19 protein-coding genes are annotated in these 20,611 nt (G+C 70.1%); 15 read left to right on the forward strand and 4 right to left on the reverse strand.

Annotation, left to right across the window (positions count from 1 at the left end; genetic code table 11):
• The 11 genes from AC1DTW_RS05200 to AC1DTW_RS05250 form a co-directional block, all read left to right on the forward strand.
• A partial coding sequence (locus AC1DTW_RS05200; protein WP_477979843.1) for a hypothetical protein occupies positions 1-373 on the forward strand: 373 nt, incomplete at its 5' end.
• A 91-nt stretch (positions 374-464) separates the two neighbouring features.
• Positions 465-1,160: a P-loop NTPase family protein gene (locus tag AC1DTW_RS05205; protein WP_477979845.1), complete on the forward strand. Its 696-nt coding sequence runs from the start codon at positions 465-467 to the stop codon at positions 1,158-1,160.
• A gap of 36 nt (positions 1,161-1,196) precedes the next feature.
• The gene (locus AC1DTW_RS05210) at positions 1,197-2,717 is read left to right on the forward strand and encodes an alkaline phosphatase D family protein (protein WP_477979847.1); all 1,521 of its coding nucleotides are present in this window, start codon (positions 1,197-1,199) and stop codon (positions 2,715-2,717) included.
• 62 nt (positions 2,718-2,779) lie between these two features.
• Positions 2,780-3,289 (forward strand): RDD family protein, encoded by a 510-nt coding sequence (locus AC1DTW_RS05215; RefSeq protein WP_477979849.1) that lies wholly within the window; start codon positions 2,780-2,782, stop codon positions 3,287-3,289.
• Positions 3,290-3,313: 24 nt separating this feature from the next.
• Complete coding sequence (locus AC1DTW_RS05220; RefSeq protein WP_477979851.1) at positions 3,314-4,021, forward strand: RDD family protein; 708 nt, start codon at positions 3,314-3,316, stop codon at positions 4,019-4,021.
• On the forward strand, positions 4,018-5,043 hold the full coding sequence (locus AC1DTW_RS05225; RefSeq protein ID WP_477979853.1) for a stage II sporulation protein M: 1,026 nt from the start codon (positions 4,018-4,020) through the stop codon (positions 5,041-5,043). The genes AC1DTW_RS05220 and AC1DTW_RS05225 overlap by 4 nt, the downstream gene beginning before the upstream one ends.
• Positions 5,033-5,767: a hypothetical protein gene (locus tag AC1DTW_RS05230; protein ID WP_477979855.1), complete on the forward strand. Its 735-nt coding sequence runs from the start codon at positions 5,033-5,035 to the stop codon at positions 5,765-5,767. Before AC1DTW_RS05225 ends, AC1DTW_RS05230 begins: the two co-directional genes overlap by 11 nt.
• A gap of 4 nt (positions 5,768-5,771) precedes the next feature.
• Positions 5,772-6,563 carry a DUF4129 domain-containing protein gene (locus AC1DTW_RS05235; protein WP_477979856.1) on the forward strand — a complete coding sequence of 264 codons (792 nt, stop codon included), beginning with the start codon at positions 5,772-5,774 and terminating at the stop codon, positions 6,561-6,563.
• A complete protein-coding gene (locus AC1DTW_RS05240) occupies positions 6,560-7,897 on the forward strand; it encodes a DUF4350 domain-containing protein (RefSeq protein WP_477979858.1) in 1,338 nt (445 codons plus the stop codon). Before AC1DTW_RS05235 ends, AC1DTW_RS05240 begins: the two co-directional genes overlap by 4 nt.
• A 16-nt stretch (positions 7,898-7,913) precedes the next feature.
• The gene (locus tag AC1DTW_RS05245; protein ID WP_477979860.1) at positions 7,914-8,906 is read left to right on the forward strand and encodes an AAA family ATPase; all 993 of its coding nucleotides are present in this window, start codon (positions 7,914-7,916) and stop codon (positions 8,904-8,906) included.
• Positions 8,907-8,922: 16 nt separating this feature from the next.
• Positions 8,923-10,296, forward strand: coding sequence for a DUF58 domain-containing protein (locus tag AC1DTW_RS05250; RefSeq protein WP_477979863.1), 1,374 nt, complete (start codon positions 8,923-8,925; stop codon positions 10,294-10,296).
• Here AC1DTW_RS05250 and AC1DTW_RS05255 read toward each other — a convergent pair.
• The 3 genes from AC1DTW_RS05255 to mdtD all read right to left on the reverse strand — a co-directional run bounded on the left by AC1DTW_RS05255 (position 10,293) and on the right by mdtD (position 14,846).
• Positions 10,293-10,910, reverse strand: coding sequence for a hypothetical protein (locus tag AC1DTW_RS05255; protein WP_477979864.1), 618 nt, complete (start codon positions 10,908-10,910; stop codon positions 10,293-10,295). The genes AC1DTW_RS05250 and AC1DTW_RS05255 overlap by 4 nt on opposite strands.
• An 82-nt stretch (positions 10,911-10,992) precedes the next feature.
• Complete coding sequence (locus AC1DTW_RS05260) at positions 10,993-13,404, reverse strand: UvrD-helicase domain-containing protein (RefSeq protein WP_477979866.1); 2,412 nt, start codon at positions 13,402-13,404, stop codon at positions 10,993-10,995.
• A 38-nt stretch (positions 13,405-13,442) separates the two neighbouring features.
• Positions 13,443-14,846, reverse strand: coding sequence for a multidrug transporter subunit MdtD (mdtD, locus tag AC1DTW_RS05265; RefSeq protein WP_477979868.1), 1,404 nt, complete (start codon positions 14,844-14,846; stop codon positions 13,443-13,445).
• Between the two features lie 128 nt (positions 14,847-14,974).
• On the opposite strand from mdtD, the gene AC1DTW_RS05270 reads away from it, so the two are divergent.
• From AC1DTW_RS05270 to AC1DTW_RS05285, 4 genes are all read left to right on the forward strand, one after another.
• Positions 14,975-15,952, forward strand: a complete 978-nt coding sequence (locus AC1DTW_RS05270; RefSeq protein ID WP_477979870.1) for a GMP reductase — start codon at positions 14,975-14,977, stop codon at positions 15,950-15,952.
• Between the two features lie 74 nt (positions 15,953-16,026).
• On the forward strand, positions 16,027-16,320 hold the full coding sequence (locus AC1DTW_RS05275) for an AbrB/MazE/SpoVT family DNA-binding domain-containing protein (RefSeq protein WP_477979872.1): 294 nt from the start codon (positions 16,027-16,029) through the stop codon (positions 16,318-16,320).
• Between the two features lie 17 nt (positions 16,321-16,337).
• Positions 16,338-16,712 carry a type II toxin-antitoxin system VapC family toxin gene (locus AC1DTW_RS05280; RefSeq protein WP_477979874.1) on the forward strand — a complete coding sequence of 125 codons (375 nt, stop codon included), beginning with the start codon at positions 16,338-16,340 and terminating at the stop codon, positions 16,710-16,712.
• A gap of 29 nt (positions 16,713-16,741) precedes the next feature.
• Positions 16,742-19,609, forward strand: a complete 2,868-nt coding sequence (locus tag AC1DTW_RS05285) for a valine--tRNA ligase (protein ID WP_477979876.1) — start codon at positions 16,742-16,744, stop codon at positions 19,607-19,609.
• Here the strand turns inward: AC1DTW_RS05285 and AC1DTW_RS05290 are convergent.
• The gene (locus AC1DTW_RS05290; RefSeq protein ID WP_477979879.1) at positions 19,551-20,528 is read right to left on the reverse strand and encodes an NAD(P)-dependent oxidoreductase; all 978 of its coding nucleotides are present in this window, start codon (positions 20,526-20,528) and stop codon (positions 19,551-19,553) included. The two genes, AC1DTW_RS05285 and AC1DTW_RS05290, sit on opposite strands and share 59 nt — an antisense overlap.
• Positions 20,529-20,611 lie beyond the last annotated feature (83 nt).

Genomic DNA, 20,611 nt, shown 5'->3' on the forward strand with positions numbered 1-20,611 from the left:
GTGTGGCGGCGCGTACTGGGCCGCCGCGGCGCGCGGCGCGTTCGCACCCGACGCGGCCTGGTCGGCGGCCGATCCGCGGCTCGCGGCCTGCCGGCCCGATTGCGCCCGCCTGCCGGCCGGCGTGCCGATCTTCCAGCCCTTCGTGTACTCGCTCGACGTGCTGCTGCCGCTCGCCGAGCTGCGCCAGCAACGCCACTGGGTGCCGGCGCGCGCAGCGCTCGCGCCCGAGCTCGAAGCCTGGACCGGCGTGCCGCTGCTGGAGCTGCTGATCTGGTTCGAGGCCGCGTGCGGGTGGGCGATTGCGTTGACCTGGTTGGCCGGCCTGTTCGGCCTGACCCACCGCGATCGCGGGTTCGAGCTCGAGCCGACCTGAGGCCGATCAGGCCGGCGCTCGCGCCGAAGGGTCCGGAACTTGCTGCCGCGAGAAGCATGCAGAATCGGCGGCACAACCAAGGGACCCATTGATGGCGCATATCCATTTCATCGGCGGCGAAAAAGGCGGCGTCGGCAAATCGCTGACCGCACGCGTGCTGGCGCAGTACATGATCGACAAGAACATGCCGTTCCTCGGCTTCGACACCGATCGTTCGCACGGCGCGCTGATGCGCTTCTACGCCGCGTATGCATCGCCGGTCGTGATGGACCACTACGAGGCGCTCGACGTGATCGTCGAGGCCGCGGCCTACCAGCCCGAGCGCCGCATCCTCGTCGACCTCGCGGCACAAACGCACGAGCCGCTGGTCCAGTGGATGGAAGACGCCGGCGTCATCAACATGGCCGAAGAGATGGGCATGACGATCCACTATTGGCACGTGATGGACGCCGGCAAGGATTCGGTCGACCTGCTGCAAAAGCTGCTCGACCGCTTCGGCACCGGGCTGAACTACGTGCTGGTGCGCAACCAGATCCGCGGCAACGACTTCTCGGTGCTCGAGCAGTCGGGCCAGCAGCAGCGCGCGCTCGAACTGGGCGCGAAGATCATCTCGGTCAAGCGTCTGCACGACGGCGTGATCCAGAAGATCGACGCCGGCAGCAGCAGCTTCTGGAAGGCCAAGAACCCGCAGGAGCCGAACAGCGGCGGCCTCGGCCTGATGGACCGCCAGCGCGTCAAGATGTGGCTGCGCGATGTGTACCGCGAGATCGACGATGTCGGCGTGTGAGCTCGCCGGCAACGTGATCGACACGACCGTGCCGTGATGCGGACGAGCCGGCGCCTGCTGCTGCAAGGGGCGGCGGCCCTCACCTTCGCCCCCGCGCTGCTGCGCCACGCGCGCGCCGACGCTGCGCCGCGCTTCGCGCTCGGCATCGCCTCGGGGCAGCCGCGCGCCGATCGCATCGTGCTCTGGACGCGCCTCACCGGCGCCGGGCTGCCCGCGCGCGTGACGGTCGAATGGGAGATCGCGCGCGACGAGGCCTTCACCGACATTGCGGCACGCGGCGAAGAAGTCGCCGAGTTCGAGGAGGCGCACAGCGTGCACGCCGAGCCCGCCGGCCTCGCGCCGGCGCGCTGGTACTGGTATCGCTTTCGCGCGCTCGGCGCGCAGAGCGCGGTCGGCCGCACCCGCACCGCGCCGGCGCCGGACGCCGCGAGCGCGCCGCTGAACTTCGTGATCGCGAGCTGCCAGCGCTACGACGTCGGCCACTACGCCGCATGGCGTCACGTGGCCGCCGAATCGATCGACCTCGTGATCTTTCTCGGCGACTACATCTACGAATATCCATCGAGCCCGAAGGCGGTGCGCCCGGTCGAGGGCGGCCTCGTGCGCACGCTGGCGCAGTACCGCGCGCGCTACGCGACGCACAAGAGCGACCCCGCGCTGCAGGCCGCGCACGCCGCGGCGCCGTGGCTGCTGGTCTGGGACGATCACGAGGTCGGCAACGACTATGCCGGTCTGCAGGGCCAGGATCTGCAGCCCGATTTCGCCGCGCAGCGCGCGGCGGCGTACCGCGCGTACTGGGAGCACATGCCGTTCCCGAAATCGGCGCGTCCGGCGATCGACGGCGGGATGCGCGTCTTCGACCGGCTCGACTGGGGCACGCTCGCGCGCATCCACCTGATCGACGACCGCCAGTACCGCGATGTGCAGGTCTGCCCGAAACCCGGCCAGGGCGGCTCGAACACCGTCGCGCTGAAGACCTGCCCCGAGTTCCTCGACCCGAAGCGCACGCTGCTCGGCGCGGCACAGGAGCAATGGCTCGCGCAGGGCTGGGACATGCGCCGGCCGTGGAACCTGCTCGCGCAGCAGACGCTGATGGCGCGCTGCGCCTGGAGCGACCCGTCGGACGGCGCCGGAACCTACTGGACCGATGGCTGGGACGGCTACCCCGCCGCGCGCCAGCGCTTGCTCGGCGCCATCGCGCAGCGCCAGGTTCCGGGCGTCGTCGTGCTCGGCGGCGATGTCCACGCGAACTATGTCGCCGACCTGAAGGCCGACTTCGACGACCCGGCCGCGAAGGTCGTCGCGAGCGAGTTCTGCGGCACGTCGATCACCAGCCTCGGGCTCGCGCAGGCGCGCCTCGACGGGATGCGCGCATTCAACCCGCACCTGCGCTACGCGCGCAGCGATCAGCGCGGCTACCTGCGCTTCACGGCCGATGCGAAGCAGCTGGACGTGCAGCTGCGCGTCGTCGACAACGCGCTCGACCCGGCCAGCGGCATCGCGACCGCGGCGCGCTTCGTCGTCGCGGCGGCGCGGCCCGGCGCCGTCGCGGCCTGACACCGGCGCGGCCGCGGCGCTCGGCTAACATTCGCACACAACTCGCTCAAATCGGAGGATGAATGAGCACTGCACCCGACACGACGAACCGCTTCGCCCCGCCGACCGCCCACGTCGAGGATGTCTCTGCAGACGGCAGCCCCGAGCTCGGAGGTCGCGGCGCCCGGCTCGGCGCGGTGCTGATCGACGGTCTGATCCAGGGCGGCATCTACTACGCGCTGGCGTTCACGGTGTTTCCGGCACTGATCCCGTCGGGCACGCAGTCCTTCGGTCGCTTCGTGCTGCAGCTGATCGTCAGCCTCGTGCTGTTCACCGCATTGCAGGGTTACCTGCTGATGACCCAGGGCCAGACCATCGGCAAGAAGCTGCTCGGCCTGCGCATCCTGCGCAGCGACGGCGAGCGCGTCGACATCCTGCGCGTGCTCGGGCTGCGCACGTTCGTCGGCTGGGCCCTGACGATGGTGCCGTTCATCGGCGGCGTCTATGCGCTGGTCGATTGCCTGCTGATCTTCCGCGCGTCGCACAAGTGCCTGCACGACAACATCGCGGACACCATTGTCGTAAAGGCTTGACGCAGCACCCCCGAGGCGCGTGACGTGAGCGCGCCGCTCGACACGGTCTTCACCGCCGAGACGCCCGAAGGCATCGCGCTCGAGCTGCGCCCGGCCGGGCTGGTCGCGCGCGGCTACGCGTTCGTGATCGACGCGGCGATCCGCCTCGCGGTGCTGATCGCGGCGGCCGGCGCGCTGGCGGCGATGTCGCGCTTCGGCGCCGGCATCTACCTGATCCTGTTCTTTCTGCTCGAGTGGTTCTACCCGGTGCTGTTCGAGCTGCTGCCGGGCGCGGCGACGCCGGGCAAGCGCGCGGTCGGGCTGCGCGTCGTGATGGACTCGGGACTGCCGGTCACGCCGGCGGCGTCGCTGGTGCGCAACCTGCTGCGCGCCGCCGATTTCCTGCCGGTGCTCTACGGCCTGGGCGGCTTGATGCTGCTGCTGCGCCCGGACTTCAAGCGCCTCGGTGACCTGGCGGCCGGCACGCTGGTCGTGCACACAAACGCCGCGACGCTGCACGGCCCGCTCGGCGGCGCCGATCCGCTCGCGCCATCGCGGCCCCTGTCGACGCGCGAACAGGCCGCGGTGATCGCCTGGGCCGGCCGCGCGACGCGGCTCACCGAAGCCCGGCTCGGCGAACTCGCCGTACTCGCCGGCACGCTCGCCGGCGTCACGACCACGCGCGAACCGGACCCTGCACGCGCGACGAAGCGGTTGCTCGGCGTCGCGCAATGGCTGATTGGCAAACGATGACCCCGTTGCAGTTCGAGGCGGGCTACCGGCCGCTTTGGGATGAGCTCGAAGCCGCCCTCGCACATCTCGACGCCGGCCAGCGCACGTGGTTCAGGCGCACGCCGAAAGGCGCGTCGACCGAGGCCGCGGTGCGACCCGACGCTGCCCGCATGGCCATGCTCTATCGCAGCGCCTGCGAGCACCTCGCGCTGGCGCGCGCGCGCGCATACCCGGCCCACCTGACCGCGCGGCTCGCCGCGCTGACGCAGCGTGCCCACGAGCTGATCTACCGGCGCAGCGACTATGGCGTCGCGCGTCTGGCACGCCTGTTCCTGATCGACTTCCCGCAGGCGGTGCGGGCGCACTGGCGCTACGTGCTGGTGGCCGGGCTCGTGTTCGGCCTGCCGCTCGTGCTGCTGGGCATCGCGACCTATGTCGACCCCGGCTTCATCCTGACGATGCACGACGCGCAGACCGTGCGCGGCTTCGAGGCGATGTACGGCCCCGAGGCCGCCAGCATCGGCCGCGAGCGCGGCGCGCAGACCGACTGGCTGATGCTCGGCTTCTACATCCGCAACAACATCGGCATCGCGTTCCAGTGCTTCGCGGGCGGCATCTTCGTCGGCCTCGGCAGCCTGTTCTTCCTCGCCTACAACGGCATCGTCGCGGGCAGCCTCGCGGGCTACCTGACCGCGCGCGGCCACGGCCAGACCTTCTATTCGTTCGTGATCACGCACGGCGCGTTCGAACTGACCGCGATCGTGCTCGCCGGCGCCGCGGGGCTGCGCCTCGGGCACGCACTGCTCGCGCCCGGCCGGCGCACGCGCCGCGCCGCACTCGAAGCGGCCGCGGCCGAGGCGGCGGTGCTGGTCTACGGCGTGGTCGCGATGCTGCTGATCGCCGCCGGCATCGAGGCGTTCTGGTCCTCGGCGCGCTGGGTCGCGCCGACGGTCAAGTTCGGCGTCGGCGGCGCGTGCTGGGCGCTCGTGATCGCCTACCTCGTCTGGCAAGGCCGGCCGCGCGGAGCGAAGCGTGCAAGTTGAGACCCTCGCGCTGCAGCTGCGGCCGCGCTCGATGAGCGAGGCGGTCGACCTCGGCATCCGGCTCGTGCAGGCGAACGCGCGCTCGGTCTGGGCCACGTTCGCGCCTGTCTACGCGCTGGTCGCGATGATCGCGCTGGCCAGCGGCGCGATCGCCGAGTGGTTGCCGGCGCTGCTCATCTTCTGGCTCAAGCCCTGGCTCGATCGCACGCTGCTGTTCGTGCTGTCGCGCGCCGTCTTCGGCACGCCGACGCGGCTGATCGATGTCTGGATCGCGCGCCGCGAGGTCGGGTGGTCGATGCTGCTGCCGACGCTGACGACGCGCCGCCTGTCGCCGTGGCGCTCGTACACGCAGCCCGCGCTGCAGCTCGAGGGCCAGCGCGGCACCGGGTGGCGTGCGCGGCGCAGGCAGTTGCTGCGCGGCAAGCAGGGCGCCGCGATCGGCATGCACCTGGTGTTCGCGCACTTCGAGGTGCTGCTGCTCGTCAGCGCGATCGCGCTGGCCGCGCTGTTCGCACCGCAGGATGCGCGGCTCTCCGTCTGGGGTGCGCTGTCGCAGAGCGAAGGTCCGGCGGCCTCGATGCTCGTCGCCACCGTCTACGCAGGCCTGGTGCTGCTGCTCGAGCCGTTCTATGTCGGCGCCGGCTTCGCGATGTACCTGAACCGCCGCGTCGAGCTCGAGGCCTGGGATATCGAACAGGAGTTCCGGCTTGCGTTCGCGGCCTGATGCGATGAGGTCGCTGCGCCAGCTCACGTTCGCCGCGTTGCTCGCCTCCGTCGGCAGCGCCTGGGCCGCCGAACCCGTGGCACCCGCCGCCTCGGCGCCGCTGACGATCGACCCCGTGCGCAGCGTCGTCGCCGAGATGCGTGCCGACCCGAGTTTCACGAACCGCCACACCGAGCGGCGGCTGCGCTGGATCGACAGCGCGGCATCGAAGCCGCCGCCGGGCCAATCGCCGACCTGGCTGCGCGGCCTGGCGCGCTGGCTGTCCGAGGGCGGGCGCGGGCTGGTCTGGGTGCTCGGCGCGATCGCGGTCGCGATGTTCGCGGTCTTCGTCTGGCGCTGGGCCCGCGTCACGGCCGACGATGTGCGTGCACGCGCCGCGCTGCGCCCCAGCCATGTCAACGACCTCGACATCCGCCCCGAGAGCCTGCCCGACGACATCGCCGGTGCCGCGCGCGCGCTGCTGCAGCGCGGCGAGCAGCGCGCGGCCCTGTCGCTGCTGTACCGCGGCGCGCTCTCGCGGCTGGTGCACGACCACGGCCTGGCGATCCGCGCCGCGAGCACCGAGGGCGAGTGCCTGCGGCTTGCGCAGCGCGCGTTGTCGAGTGACGCCGGTGCGTACTTCGAGCGCCTGGTGCAGGCCTGGCAGACCGAGGTCTACGCCGGCCGCAGCATCGACGGCGCGAGCCTCGAGGCGCTGTGTGCAGAGTTCGATGCACACTTTGCCACGCGTCAGCCCACCGCGCCGCCGCCGGCGGGCAACGCGGTACCGACACGACCCCGCGGAGCTGGCGCATGACGCTGACGCGCGAACACGGCCTCTGGGCGATCGTCGCGGCGGTGCTGGTCGCCGGGGGGGTCTGGGCCGCGCGCCATACCGAGTGGATCGACGAGGAAGTTCGCGACCCGCCGACCGGCGAACTGCGGCGCGATCCCGATCTGCGCCTGAAGCACGTGCTGACGAAGCTGGGCGTCAAGGTGGCCGCACCCGGCAACCTCGACCAGCTGCCGCCGATCGGCGCGACGCTGGTGCTGAGCTCATGGAACTGGAACCTGTTCCCCGAACGCGAGGCCGCACTGCGGCGCTGGGTCGAGGCCGGCGGCGAGCTCGTCGTGCCGAGCTTCAACTTTCGCGACAAGGGCCTGGGCTGGGTGCCGGTCAAGGCGGTGCCGTTCCCGCGCGCGCCAACGCCCGGCGCATCGCAGCCCGCCGCGCGCGTCGAGCCCGCGCACGACGGCGAAGACGATGAAGACGACGACAGCGACGACGCGCCCCGCAAGCCGGCAGCGCCGCCCGCATCCGCACCCGCACCCGCGAGGCCGGCATCGGCCCCGACCTTCGACCCGGCGCTCGCCGCGCGCCGCGGCTGCCCCGGCGTCAACGAACCCGCCGGCGTGACGCCCGCGTTCGACGCGACCCCGCGCGGCTTCTCGACCTGCATGTCGCTCGGCGCGACCCTGCAGACGCGCGCGCCGCTGCTGTGGGCGCTCGACGGCCCGCTCGGCCATGTGCTCGTGCGCGTGCCGCTCGGACGCGGCCGCGTCACCGTCGCGAGTGCGCCGCTGCCGTCGGGCAACGACGAGCTGCTCGAGCGCGACAACGCGCTGCTCACGCTGGCAGCGCTGCGTGCGCAACCCGGCCGCGAGGTCTGGCTGGTGCGCGAAGAGGCGCGACCGCCGCTGCTCGCATTCCTGTGGAACACCGGCGCGCCGGCGGTGTTGCTCGGCGCTGCGGCACTGGCGTTCGCACTGTGGCGTGGCGCACGCCGCTTCGGCCCGCGCAGCGCGACGCCGGCGCTGGCCCGGCGCTCGATGGCCGAGCAGATTCGCGGCACCGCCGCCTTCATCGCGCAGCGCGGCAGCCCGGCCCTGCACACGGCGCAGCTGCGCGCGTTGAACGAGACGGCGGCGCCGCGCATCCGCGGCTTCGACGCGATGATCCTCGGCCAGCGTGCACAGGCGATCGCGACGCTGACAGGCCTCGACGCGCACACGCTCGCGCACGCGATGAACCCGTCGCTGAACGCGACGCCGACGCGCCACCCCGCCGCCGCGCTCGCGCTGATCGAAACCGCGCGACGCCGCCTGCTGCAAGCGACACGCCGACCCGCCTTCCCCAACGAATCCCGCTGACAAGGAACAACCAGCCATGCAACTCAACCCCGACGACATCACGCGCGCCGCGGCCGCGCTCGGCGCGCTGCGCGACGAGGTCGGCAAGGCCGTGGTCGGCCAGCGCGCGGTCGTCGACCAGACCCTGATCGCGCTGGTCGCCTCCGGTCACGTGCTGATCGAAGGCGTGCCGGGCCTCGGCAAGACGCTGCTGGCGCGCGCGCTCGCGAAGGCGCTGGCGCTCGACTGCACGCGCGTGCAGTTCACGCCCGACCTGATGCCGTCGGACATCACCGGCCACACGGTGCTCGACTCGAACGCCGCCGGCGCGGTCGACCTGAACGCGCTGCGCGTGCGCCGCGGCCCGGTGTTCACGAACCTGCTGCTTGCCGACGAGATCAACCGCGCGCCGGCGAAGACACAGAGCGCGCTGCTCGAGGTGATGCAGGAGTACCAGGTCACGATCGAAGGCCAGACGCTGACGCTCGCGAAGCCGTTCATGGTGCTCGCGACGCAGAACCCGCTCGAGACCGAAGGCACCTACCCGCTGCCCGAGGCGCAGCTCGACCGCTTCCTGTTCAAGATCGAGGTCGGGTATCCGTCGCTCGAGGAGGAGGCGGCCGTCGTCAAGCTGACGACGCTGAACCAGGCCGGCGATCAGCTGCCGCTCGCCGCCGTGCAGCCGCGCCTCGACCAGCGTGCGGTGCTGTCGCTGCAGCGGATGGCGGCGCATGTGCGCGTCGACGACAAGGTGCTCGATTACGCGGTGCGCATCGCGCGCACCACGCGCGACTGGAACGGCCTGGCCGTCGGTGCCGGTTCGCGCGCCGCGATCGCGCTGGTGCGCGCCGCGCGCGCCGCCGCGCTGCTGAACGCGCGCGACTTCGTCACGCCCGACGACATCAAGCAGTACGCGCTGCCGGTTCTGCGCCATCGCGTGCTGCTCGCCCCCGACGCGCAGCTCGAGGGCCGCAAGGTCGACGAGCTGTTGGGTGCGCTGCTCGACAGCGTCGAGGCGCCGCGTCTGTGAGCCGGCACGGACCGCGATGCGCCTGAGCATCCTGCCGTCGCGCGCGAGCGTCTGGGCGCTCACGGCGCTCGCGCTCGGCTGCGCGATCGCGCTCGTCGCCGGCGTGCCGCTGGCGGCGATGGCGCGCGGCGTCTCGAGGCTCGCGCTCGTGCTGCTCGGCGTCGCCGCGCTCGATGTGAGCTGGAGTCTGATCGCCTGGAGGCGCGCGCCGCTGCAATGGCAGCGCCGGCTGCCGGCGGCGTTCGCGATCGGCGTGCCGCACGCGCTGACCGGTGCGTTGGTCAACGAGGGCGCGCGACGCTGGCGCGTTGCGCTGTTCGATCACGTCGATCCGAGTCTGGCCTTCGAAGGCCTGCCGCGCACGCTGACCGTGCCGGCGCGCGCGCGCGTCGAGGTCGGCTACCAGATCACGCCGCGACGGCGCGGCCTCGTGACGTTCGCGCCGGCCGATCTGCGCGTGCGCACCGTGCTCGGCAGCTTCGAGCTGCTGCTGCGCGCCGGTGTCGACGAATCGCGGCGCGTCTACCCGAACTTCGCCGCGGTCGCGCGCTACGCCTGGCTCGCGAGCGACAACCGGCTCGCCGAGATCGGCATCAAGACCGCGCCGCGGCGCGGCGCCGGCACCGACTTCAAGCAGCTCGCCGAGTACAGGCCGGGCGACTCGATCCGCCACATCGACTGGAAGGCGACGCTGCGCCACCGGCGCCCGATCGTGCGCGAGTACCAGGACGAGCGCGATCAGACCGTGCTGTTCCTGCTCGACTGCGGCCGCCGCATGCGCGCCGACGAGGGTGCTGCCGCGAGCGGCGGCGGCAGCCACTTCGACGAGGCGCTGAACGCGCTGATGCTGCTCGCGCACGTCGCGCTGAAGGAAGGCGACGCGGTCGGCGCGATGACCTTCGGCACCGAGCCGTCGAACGCGCGCCACTTCGCGCCGCGCAAGGGCCATGCGTCGCTGAACGCGCTGATCGCCGCGATCTACGACATCGAGCCGCGTGCGACCCACTCCGACTACCTGAGCGCCGCGGCCGAGGTGATGCGCGTGCAGCGCAAGCGGGCCCTCGTCGTCGTGCTGACGAACTTCCGCGACGAGGACAGCGCCGAGATCGAACCGGCGCTGCGCCTGCTGCGCTCGCGCCACCTGGTGCTGCTCGCGAGCCTGCGCGAAAGCGTGCTGCGCAGACTCGCCGAGCAGCCGCTGGGGGCCGGCGTCGGCGGCGACGCGACAGCGGTCGAGATCGCCGGCGCGCACCTGTTCGCGCAGTCGCGCCGCGACGCCTTCGCGCGGCTCGCGACGCGCGACGGGCTGCTGATCGACGTCGAGCCCGCGCAGCTGCCGGCGCAGCTCGTGAACCGCTACCGCGCGGTCAAGCGGGCTGGATTGCTTTAGAACAACCCGGCGCTGCCGGCCGCGTCGAGCACGCTCTTCGAGAGTTCGGCGAACTGCTCGTTGATGTTCGACGACGGCGGCGCGCTGGCGCGCGCGGTCCACATCAGCCGGCCCGAGGCGACATCGGTGACGCGGCCGCTCGCCGCATAGCCCTGGCTGACCTGGCCGCCGCCGATCGGCGCCGACACGCCGATGCCGCCGGCCGAATGGCGCCCGAAGCCGAAGCCGCCGATGCCGATCGAGACGCCCTGGCTGACGCTCTGCGAGCTCAGGCCCACCGTGACGCTGAGCACCGCCTTCGCGCCGCTGGCGCGCGCCGCCGGCAGGTACTGCACATCGGAGACGCCCGGCTGCGCTGCCTCGACCGTACCCGGCGCGGGCAGCACCGGCCGCATGCCGCGCGCGCTCAGATCGGCGAGGACCTGGTCCTCGCAGATGCGCTTCAGGACCACCTCGCGGGTCTCGCAGCTGACGAGCACGGTCGCGCCGCGCAGGTAGGCGGCCGGCAGGTCGACGCTGCGCCATTGGGCATCGACCTGGGTCGTCGCGCAGCCGGCGAGCAGCGCGGCGGCGCAGACGGGCGCGGCGAAGAAGAGGCGAATCGTGGTGGGCATCGTGGTCTCCGGGCAATCCGATGTTCGAAGCATAGGCACCTCGGCGCGCGCTTCCAAGCCTGTGCGCCGATGCGACGGGCTCTCAGGTGATCGGCGTGAGCTTCGCGACCGACAGCGCGAGCCACTTCATGCCGTGGCGGCCGAAGTTGACCTGCGCGCGCGCGTCGACGCCCGAGCCCTCGAGCGTGACGATCACGCCTTCGCCGAACTTGGTGTGGAACACGCTCTGGCCCGAGCGCAGCCCGTGGCTCGGTGCCTTCGGCACGAGGGCCGGCGCGCTCGGCAGGCCGCTGACGTTGCCGGCGCCGACGATCGAATGCAGCCCGGAGCCACGCGACCACGCGGCCTGGTAGTCGCGCTGGAAACCCGAGCCGAAGCCCTGGTTGCGCGGCGTGATCCACTTCAGCGCGCCTTCGGGCAGTTCCTCGAGAAAACGGCTCTTGACGTTGTAGCGCGTCTGGCCGTGCAGCATGCGCGTCTGCGAGAAGCTCAGGTACAGGCGCTTGCGCGCGCGTGTGATCGCGACATACATCAGCCGGCGTTCCTCCTCGAGCCCGTCGGGATCGGCGGCCGAGTTCTCGTGCGGGAACAGGCCTTCCTCGAGGCCGGTGATGAAGACGCAGTCGAACTCCAGGCCCTTGGCCGAATGCACCGTCATCAGCTGGATCGCGTCCTGCCCGGCCTGGGCCTGGTTGTCGCCGGCTTCGAGCGAGGCGTGGGTCAGGAACGCGGCGAGCGGCGACATGATCTCGCCAGTCTCGGCATCGGGCGCGAGATCGGGCGCGGGCGTCACGATGCGCCCGCTCGCCGGCTCGGCACCTGGCGTGTTGAACTCGGCGCGACCGCCCTCGCGGTCACCGTGCTCGTCGACCGGCAACGCGACCGCATCCTTGCCGAAGCCCTCCTGTGTCACGAAGGCCTCGGCGGCGTTGACGAGTTCGTCGAGGTTCTCGAGCCGGTCGCGGCCTTCCTTGTCGGTCTTGTAGAAATCGACCAGGCCGGAAGCGCCGAGCATGTGCTCGATGATGTCGCGCAGGGTCATGCCGCGGGTCTTCTCGCGCATGCCGTCGATCAACGCGACGAAGCCCTGCAGGTTCGACCCGGCCTTGCCGCTGAGCGCGCCGACGCTCTGGTAGAGGCTGCGGCCCGTGGCTCCGGAGGGGCCACTTCCGTGGCCCTGGCGCGCGGCATCCTGCAGCTGCTCGACCGAGCGCGCGCCGATGCCGCGGGTCGGGAAGTTCACGACGCGCAAGAAGCTCGTGTCGTCGCTCGGGTTCTCGATCAGCCGCAGGTAGCTCAGCGCGTGCTTGACCTCGGCGCGCTCGAAGAAGCGCAAGCCGCCATAGACCTTGTACGGGATGCCGGCGTTGAACAGCGCGCTCTCCATCACGCGGCTCTGTGCGTTGCTGCGGTACAGCAGCGCGATGTCGCTGCGCGGTGTGCCCTCGCGGTGCAGTTGCTGCGCCTCTTCGACGAACCACTGCGCCTCGGCGAAATCGCTGGTCGCCTCGCGCACGCGCACCGGCTCGCCGGGGCCGGCCTCGGTCGTCAGGTTCTTGCCCAGGCGCTGCGTGTTGCGCGCGATCAGCTCGTTGGCGGCGTCGAGGATGTTGCCGAACGAGCGGTAGTTGCGTTCGAGCTTGATCACGCGATCGACCTTGAACTCGCGCTCGAACGCGGCCATGTTGCCGACCTGCGCGCCGCGGAACGCGTAGATGCTCTGGTCGTCGTCGCCGACCGCGAACACCGCGGTGTGCGGGCCCGCGAACATCTTCAGCCACGCGTACTGCAGCTTGTTCGTGTCCTGGAACTCGTCGACCAGGATGTGACGAAAGCGATGCTGGTAATGCTGGCGCAGCGCGTCGTTGTCGCGCATCAGCTCGAAGGTGCGCAGCATCAGCTCGGCGAAGTCGACCACGCCCTCGCGCTGGCACTGGTCTTCATAGGCCTGGTAGACCTGCACCTGCACGCGCGATTGCTCGTCCTTGACCTCGCAGTCCTTCGGGCGGTAGCCGTTCTCCTTCGCGCCGGCGATGAACCAGGTCACCTGCTTCGGCACGAAGCGCTCCTCGTCGAGGTTCACCGCCTTGATCACGCGCTTGACGGCCGAGAGCTGGTCGGCCGAGTCGAGGATCTGGAAACCCTGCGGCAGGCCCGCGAGCTTCCAGTGCGCGCGCAGGAAGCGGTTGCACAGGCCGTGGAAGGTGCCGATCCACATGCCGCGCACGGGGATCGGCAGCATCGCGCCGAGGCGCGTCAGCATCTCCTTCGCGGCCTTGTTCGTGAAGGTCACCGCCATCACGCCGCCGGGCGACAGCTGACCGGTCTGGATCAGCCATGCGATGCGCGTCGTCAGCACGCGCGTCTTGCCCGAGCCGGCGCCGGCGAGGATCAACGCGGGGCGCGCCGGCAGCGTCACCGCGGCGAGCTGTTCGGGGTTCAGGTTGTGCAGCAGCGGCGAGGCGCCGCCGCCGGCTTCGGGTTCAAATGCCATGCGCCGATTGTCGGCGACGCTGGCGATGACCCTTCGATTCAGGATTCGTCGACGACCGTCGCCGGCCCGGCCGGGCCTTCGCCGCGGCCGAGCTGGAAGAAGATCGCCGCGGCCACCGCCGAGAGCGCGCCCATGCACAGGTAGGTCGCGTGGAAGGTGTGCACGAGGTCGGGCCGCGCCGAGGTCGGCGGTGCGAATGCGGCGAGCAGCGCGCCGGCAGCCGCGACGCCCAGGCTCATCGACAGCTGCATCACGACCGAGAGCAGGCCATTGCCGCCGCTCGCGCGCGCCTCGTCGAGATCGCCGAGCGTCAGCGTGTTCATCGCGGTGAACTGCATCGAGTTGCAGACGCCGAACAGGCCGAGATAGACCAGGATCGCCAGGTGCAGCGTCGTGTGCCCGACGAGCGCGAAGCCGGCGATGAAGCCGCCGAGCAGCAGCGTGTTGACGACCAGCACGCGGCGGTAGCCGAAGCGCTTGATGACCCGCTCGGCAAAGAACTTGATCAGCATCGCGCCGACGACGGTCGGCACCATCGTCAGCCCGGCGACGCTGGGCGAGTAGCCGAGACCGACCTGCAGGAACAGCGGCGTCAGGAACGGCATCGCGCCGCTGCCCAGCCGCGCGAACAGGTTGCCCAGGATGCCGACCGAGAAGGTCGGGATCTGGAACAGCGTCAGGCTGAACAAGGCCTTCTCGGTGCGCGCCGCGTGAACCCAGTAGGCCGCCATCGCGCCGAGCCCGCCGATCACGAGCAGGATCGACACCGCAGCGCTCAGCGCGTGCTCGCCCAGCCCCTGCAGCCCGAGCGACACCATCACGAGCCCGAGCGAGAACATCGCGAAGCCGGGCCAGTCGAAGCGCTGGCCGGTCGCGCCGCGCAGGTCCGGCATGTAGCGCAGCGTGGCGAACACACCGAGCGCGCCGACCGGCAGGTTGATCAGGAACACCCAGTGCCAGGTCGCGACCTCGACCAGCCAGCCACCCAGCGGCGGGCCGACGAGCGGGCCGACGAGGCCGGGAATCGTCACGAACGACAGCACCTTCAGCAGCTCGCTGCGCGGGAACGCGCGCAGCACCGTCAGCCGGCCGACCGGCAGCAGCAGCGCGCCGCCGACGCCCTGCAGCACACGCGCCGCGACCAGCCACGGCAGCGACGGCGACAGCGCGCACAGCAGCGAACCGAGGCTGAACAGCAGGATCGCCGCGAGAAAGGCGCGCCGCGTGCCGAAGCGGTCGGCGAGCCAGCCGGAGGCCGGGATGAACAGCGCCACCGTCAGCATGTAGGCGATCACGACCGACTGCATCCGCAGCGGGCTCTCGCCCAGGTCCTTCGCCATCGTCGGCAGCGTGGTGTTGAGGATCGTGCCGTCCAGCGTCTGCATGAAGAACGCGATCGCGACGACCCAGGGCAACAGGCGTTTGGTGGCGGGATCGAGCAAGCGGCAAAGCTCCGTGGGCGGGTTGTCGGGGCCTCAGTTTAGGTCGGTGTGGGGACAGGCACAGCCGCGTAGAATTCGTCACCGGGCCCAAATTTTGGCGCCCGGTTTTTTATGGGCGGGCGCAAATCATGGAAATCTTCGACTACGACAACATCCTCTTGCTGCCACGCAAGTGCCGGGTCGAAAGCCGGTCGGAGTGCGATGCGTCGATCCAGTTCGGCGCGCACCGCTTCAACCTGCCGGTCGTGCCGGCGAACATGAAGACCGTCGTCGACGAGCCGATCACCGAGTGGCTGGCCGCGAACGGCTACTTCTACGTGATGCACCGCTTCGACATCGACAACCTCGCCTACGCACGCAAGATGCGCGGCAAGGGGCTGATCGTCTCGATCAGCTCGGGCGTCAAGCCGGCCGACTACGCGGCGATCGACCGCCTCGCGGCCGACGGCGTCGGCGCCGACTACATCACGATCGACATCGCGCACGGCCACGCCGAGAGCGTGCGCAAGATGATCGAGTACATCAAGAACAAGCTGCCCGCCACGTTCGTGATCGCCGGCAATGTCGCGACGCCCGAAGCGGTGATCGATCTCGAGAACTGGGGCGCCGACGCGACCAAGGTCGGCGTCGGCCCAGGCAAGGTCTGCATCACGAAGCTGAAGACCGGCTTCGGCACCGGCGGCTGGCAGCTCTCGGCCCTGAAGTGGTGTGCGCGCGTCGCGACCAGGCCGATCATTGCCGACGGCGGGATCCGTGACCACGGCGACATCGCGAAGAGCATCCGCTTCGGCGCCTCGATGGTGATGATCGGCTCGCTGTTTGCGGGCCATGAAGAGTCGCCGGGCCAGACGGTCGAGGTCGACGGCAAGCTCTACAAGGAGTACTACGGCAGCGCGTCCGACTTCAACAAGGGCGAGTACAAGCACGTCGAAGGCAAGCGCATCCTCGAGCCGATCAAGGGCCACCTCGCCGACACGCTGCGCGAGATGCGCGAGGACGTGCAGAGCTCGATCTCGTACGCCGGCGGCACCAGGCTCGCCGATCTGAAGAAGGTCAACTACGTCGTGCTGGGGGGCGAGAACGCGGGCGAGCACCTGTTCATGTAGGGCCTCGGGCGTTTCATGGCGCATTCCTTACCCGATTACAATCGAAAGGAATCCACGCAAGACAAGGAACCGCGATGCTCGCCACACTGACCAGCAAGGGCCAGGTCACGCTGCCCAAGGAAATTCGCGACGCGCTCAAGCTCGATGCCGGCGCCAAGCTCGACTTCCTCCTGCAACCGGACGGCAGCCTGACCGTTCGGCCGCTGACGCGGTCGGTGTCGGCGATCGTCGGGCTGCTGAAGCGTCCGGGCCGCGACGTGCTCAGCGTCGATGCGATGAACACCGGGGTCGCACGCCACCTCGCCGACAAGCACGAGCGCATCCGCCGTGACGCGGTGCGTACCAAGCCGGCCAGGCCGCCGCGGTGATCGGACTCGACACGAATGTGCTGCTGCGCCTGCTGCTGAACGACGACGCGGCGCAAGCGCGCCGAGCGCAGCAGGAGGTCGAGGCCGCCGAGGCCGCCGGGCGGCCGCTCTGGCTCAACGACATCGTGCTGGCCGAAGCCGTCTGGACGCTGCGCGGCAGCTACGACATGTCGAAATCGGAACTGGTCTCGATGCTGCAGGGCCTGCTCCAGACGGCCTCGTTCGCCTTTGAAAGCCGGGACGTTCTGGCCGCGGCGTTGGCGCTGTACGAGCGGTCGTCGGCGGATTTCCCGGATTGCCTGATCGCCGCGAAGAACGCCACTGCCGGCTGCGACTACACCGCCACGTTCGACCGCGCACTGCGGTCCCTGCCGGCGATCAAGCTGTTGTGATGCCGACCGCTGCTTCTAAACTTGTCACCATGACCGAACTCGCCAAATCGTTTGAACCCGCCGCCATCGAGGCCCGCTGGGCGCCGCTGTGGGAGCGCAGCGGCGTCTATGCGCCGACGCTCGATGCGAGCAAGCCTTCGTTCAGCATCCAGCTGCCGCCGCCGAACGTGACCGGCACGCTGCACATGGGGCACGCGTTCAACCAGACGATCATGGATTCGCTGACGCGCTACCACCGGATGCGCGGCGACAACACGCTGTGGGTGCCCGGCACCGACCACGCCGGCATCGCGACGCAGATCGTCGTCGAGCGCCAGCTCGAGCAGCAAAAGGTCAGCCGCCATGACCTCGGCCGCAAGAACTTCGTCGCGAAGGTCTGGGAATGGAAGCAGGAATCCGGCGCGACGATCACGAACCAGATGCGCCGCATGGGCGCGAGCGTCGACTGGTCGCACGAGTACTTCACGATGGACGAGAAGCTCTCGACCATCGTCACCGACACCTTCGTGAAGCTGCACGAACAGGGCCTGATCTATCGCGGCAAGCGCCTGGTGAACTGGGATCCGGTGCTGAAATCGGCCGTCTCGGACCTCGAAGTCGTCAACGAAGAGCGCAGCGGCTTCATGTGGCACATCCTGTACCCGTTCTCCGATGGGCCGCTGCCCGGTGCGGACGGGCAACCGATGCGCGGGATGCACATCGCGACGACGCGGCCCGAGACGATGCTGGCCGACGGCGCGTTGGCGGTCCACCCCGACGACGCGCGCTACAAGCACCTGGTCGGGCGCTATGTCGACCTGCCGCTGTGCGACCGGCGCATCCCGATCATCGCCGACGACTTCGTCGATCGCGAGTTCGGTTCGGGCGCGGTCAAGATCACCGGCGCGCACGACTTCAACGACCATGCCTGCGCGCTGCGGCACGACCTGCCGATGATCACGATCTTCACGCTCGACGCGAGGATCAACGACAACGGCCCGATCGCCTACCGCGGGCTGGATCGCTACGAGGCACGCAAGGCCGTGCTGCGCGACCTCGATGCGCAGGGCTTCCTCGAAAAGGCCGTGCCGCACCAGAACACGGTGCCGGTCTGCGAGCGCACCGGCCAGGTGGTCGAGCCGATGCTGACCGAGCAATGGTTCATGGCGGTCAGCAAGCCCGCGCCCGACGGCCGGAGCATCGCGCAGAAGGCGATCGATGCGGTGGCTTCGGGCGAGGTCAGGTTCGTCCCCGAGAACTGGGTCAACACCTACGACCAGTGGATGAAGAACATCCAGGACTGGTGCATCTCGCGCCAGCTCTGGTGGGGCCACCAGATTCCGGCCTGGTATGGGAGCGGCGGCGAGATCTTCGTCGGCCGCAACGAGGACGAGGCGCGCGCGAAGGCGACAGCCGCCGGCTATGGCGGCACGCTGACCCGCGACGAGGACGTGCTCGACACCTGGTACTCGTCGGCGCTGGTGCCGTTCTCGACCCTGGGCTGGCCAGAGCAGACGAAGGAGATGGACCTGTTCCTGCCGTCGAGCGTGCTCGTGACCGGTCACGACATCATCTTCTTCTGGGTCGCCCGCATGATCATGCTGACGACCCACTTCACCGGCCGCGTGCCGTTTCGCACCGTCTACATCCACGGCATGGTGCGCGACAGCGAAGGCAAGAAGATGAGCAAGTCGGAGGGCAACGTGCTCGACCCGATCGACCTCGTGCAAGGCGTCGATCTGGCGACGCTGATCGAGAAATCGACGACCGGGTTGCGCCGTCCCGAGACGGCGCCCAAGGTCGCGGCCCGTGTGACGAAGGAGTTCCCCGACGGCATGCCGGGGTACGGCGCCGACGCGCTGCGCTTCACGATGGCCTCGTACGCGAGTCTGGGTCGCAACATCAATTTCGACACCAAGCGTTGTGAAGGCTATCGCAACTTCTGCAACAAGCTCTGGAACGCGTCGAAGTTCGTGCTGATGAACTGCGAGGGTCAGGATTGCGGGCTCAAGGAGCACACGAAGGCCGAGTGCGCGCCGGGCGGTCCGGCGCACGGCTACCTGGGCTTCAGCCCGGCCGACAAGTGGATCACGAGCGAGCTGCAGCGCGTCGAAGCCGCCGTCGAGTCTGGCTTTGCCGACTACCGGCTCGACAACGTCGCAAACACGATCTATTCGTTCGTCTGGGACGAGTACTGCGACTGGTACATCGAGATCGCCAAGGTGCAGATCCAGACCGGCACCGAAGCGCAGCAGCGCGCGACGCGCCGCACGCTGATCCGCGTGCTCGAAACCGTGCTGCGCCTGATGCACCCGGTGATGCCGTTCATCACCGCCGAGCTGTGGGACACGGTCGCCGCGGTGGCCGGCCGCAAGGCCGACGGTGCGAACATCGTGACCGCGCCGTACCCGAAGGCGCAGCTCGACCGGATCGATGCCGGCGCCGATGCCTGGGTCGCGAAGCTGAAGACCGTCGTCGGCACGAGCCGTGCGTTGCGCAGCGAGATGAACCTGTCGCCGTCGGCACGCGTGCCGCTGTACGTGATCGGCGACGACGCGTTCATCGCGCAGGCCGAGCCGCTGCTGAAGGCGCTCGCGAAGGTCTCGCAGGTGCAGCGCTTCGACAGCGACGCGGCGTTCGCACAGGCGACACGCAGCGCCGCGGTGTCAGTGGCCGGCGAATCGCGCCTGGCCTGGCATGTCGAAATCGATGTGGCGGCGGAGACCGAGCGCCTGGGCAAGGAGATCGCGCGGCTCGAGGGCGAGATCAGCAAGGCCGCCGGCAAGCTGGCGAACGAGAGCTTCGTCGCGCGTGCGCCGGCCGCCGTCGTCGCTCAGGAGCAGCAGCGCGTCGCCGATTTCACGGCGACAGTGGCTCGGTTGCAAGATCAGCGGGCTCGCCTGGTGCCGTCGCCTTGAAGCTGCGCACGGCGGTGCCCGCCGTGCCAAGCATCTCGTCGATGCGCTTTGCCACGGCCCACGCGCTGCGCAGGCGCGACTCGCGCGTCGTGCTGGCGACGCGCGGCGTGATCTGCAGGTTCTCGATGCCGTGCAGCGGCCGGCCCTCGTCGAGCGCGCCGGGCTCGAGGCTGTCGAGCCAGGCCGCGGCGATGCGGCCGCGGGTCAGCGCCTCGGCGAGCGAGGCTTCGTCGAACAAGCCCGAATGCGCAATGCTGACCAGCACCTGATCCGGTTTGCAGAACGGCAGGAAGCGGTCGCCGAGCAGGCCGTGGTAGCGGCTGAAGTAGCTCAGCTGCACGCACACCGCATCCGATTGCTCGAGCAGCTCGCGCAGGCCGAGCGGCTTGACGCGCCAGCGCGCGAAGACGCTGTCGCTGGCGTGCAGTGCCGGGTCGTAGCCGACCATCTTCGAGCCGAAGCCGGCGAGCATCTGGGTCATCGTGCGCGCGGCCGGCGCCATGCCGATCAGGCCGACGGTCGCGGCGCCGAGCTCGCGGCCGACGAGCATGCCGTCAGAGCCGACGACCGGCACGCGGCGCAGCAGCGACAGCAGCGCACCGATCATGAATTCGGCCTCGGCCTGCGCAGTGGCGGTGAGGCCGCGCACGACCTCGACGCGCGCCCTGGCACAGGCCTCGAGGTCGATGTTCTCGGCGCCGGCGCTGACCCGGCCGACGGCGCGCAGCACCGGCGCGTAGTGCAGCGCCTGGGCGTCGATCGTCACCGTCGGCGGGACGATCAGCGCACGCACGTTGTAGAGCGCCTGGCGGAATGCGCGCGGGTCTGCAGCGAGCTCGGGCGCGTAGAGAAGTGCGTAGCGCGACTGCAGCCACTGCATCACTTCGGCTTCGAGCGGTTCGATGATCAGCAGATCCATGCGCTATGGAGCCATCGTGAGGTGTTGTCTGACGGGTTTCCCCGGGAGGCCGTGCCAGAATGAAGCCACACCGAATGAACCAG

It is taken from the genome of Rhizobacter sp. P5_A1 (assembly GCF_056400745.1).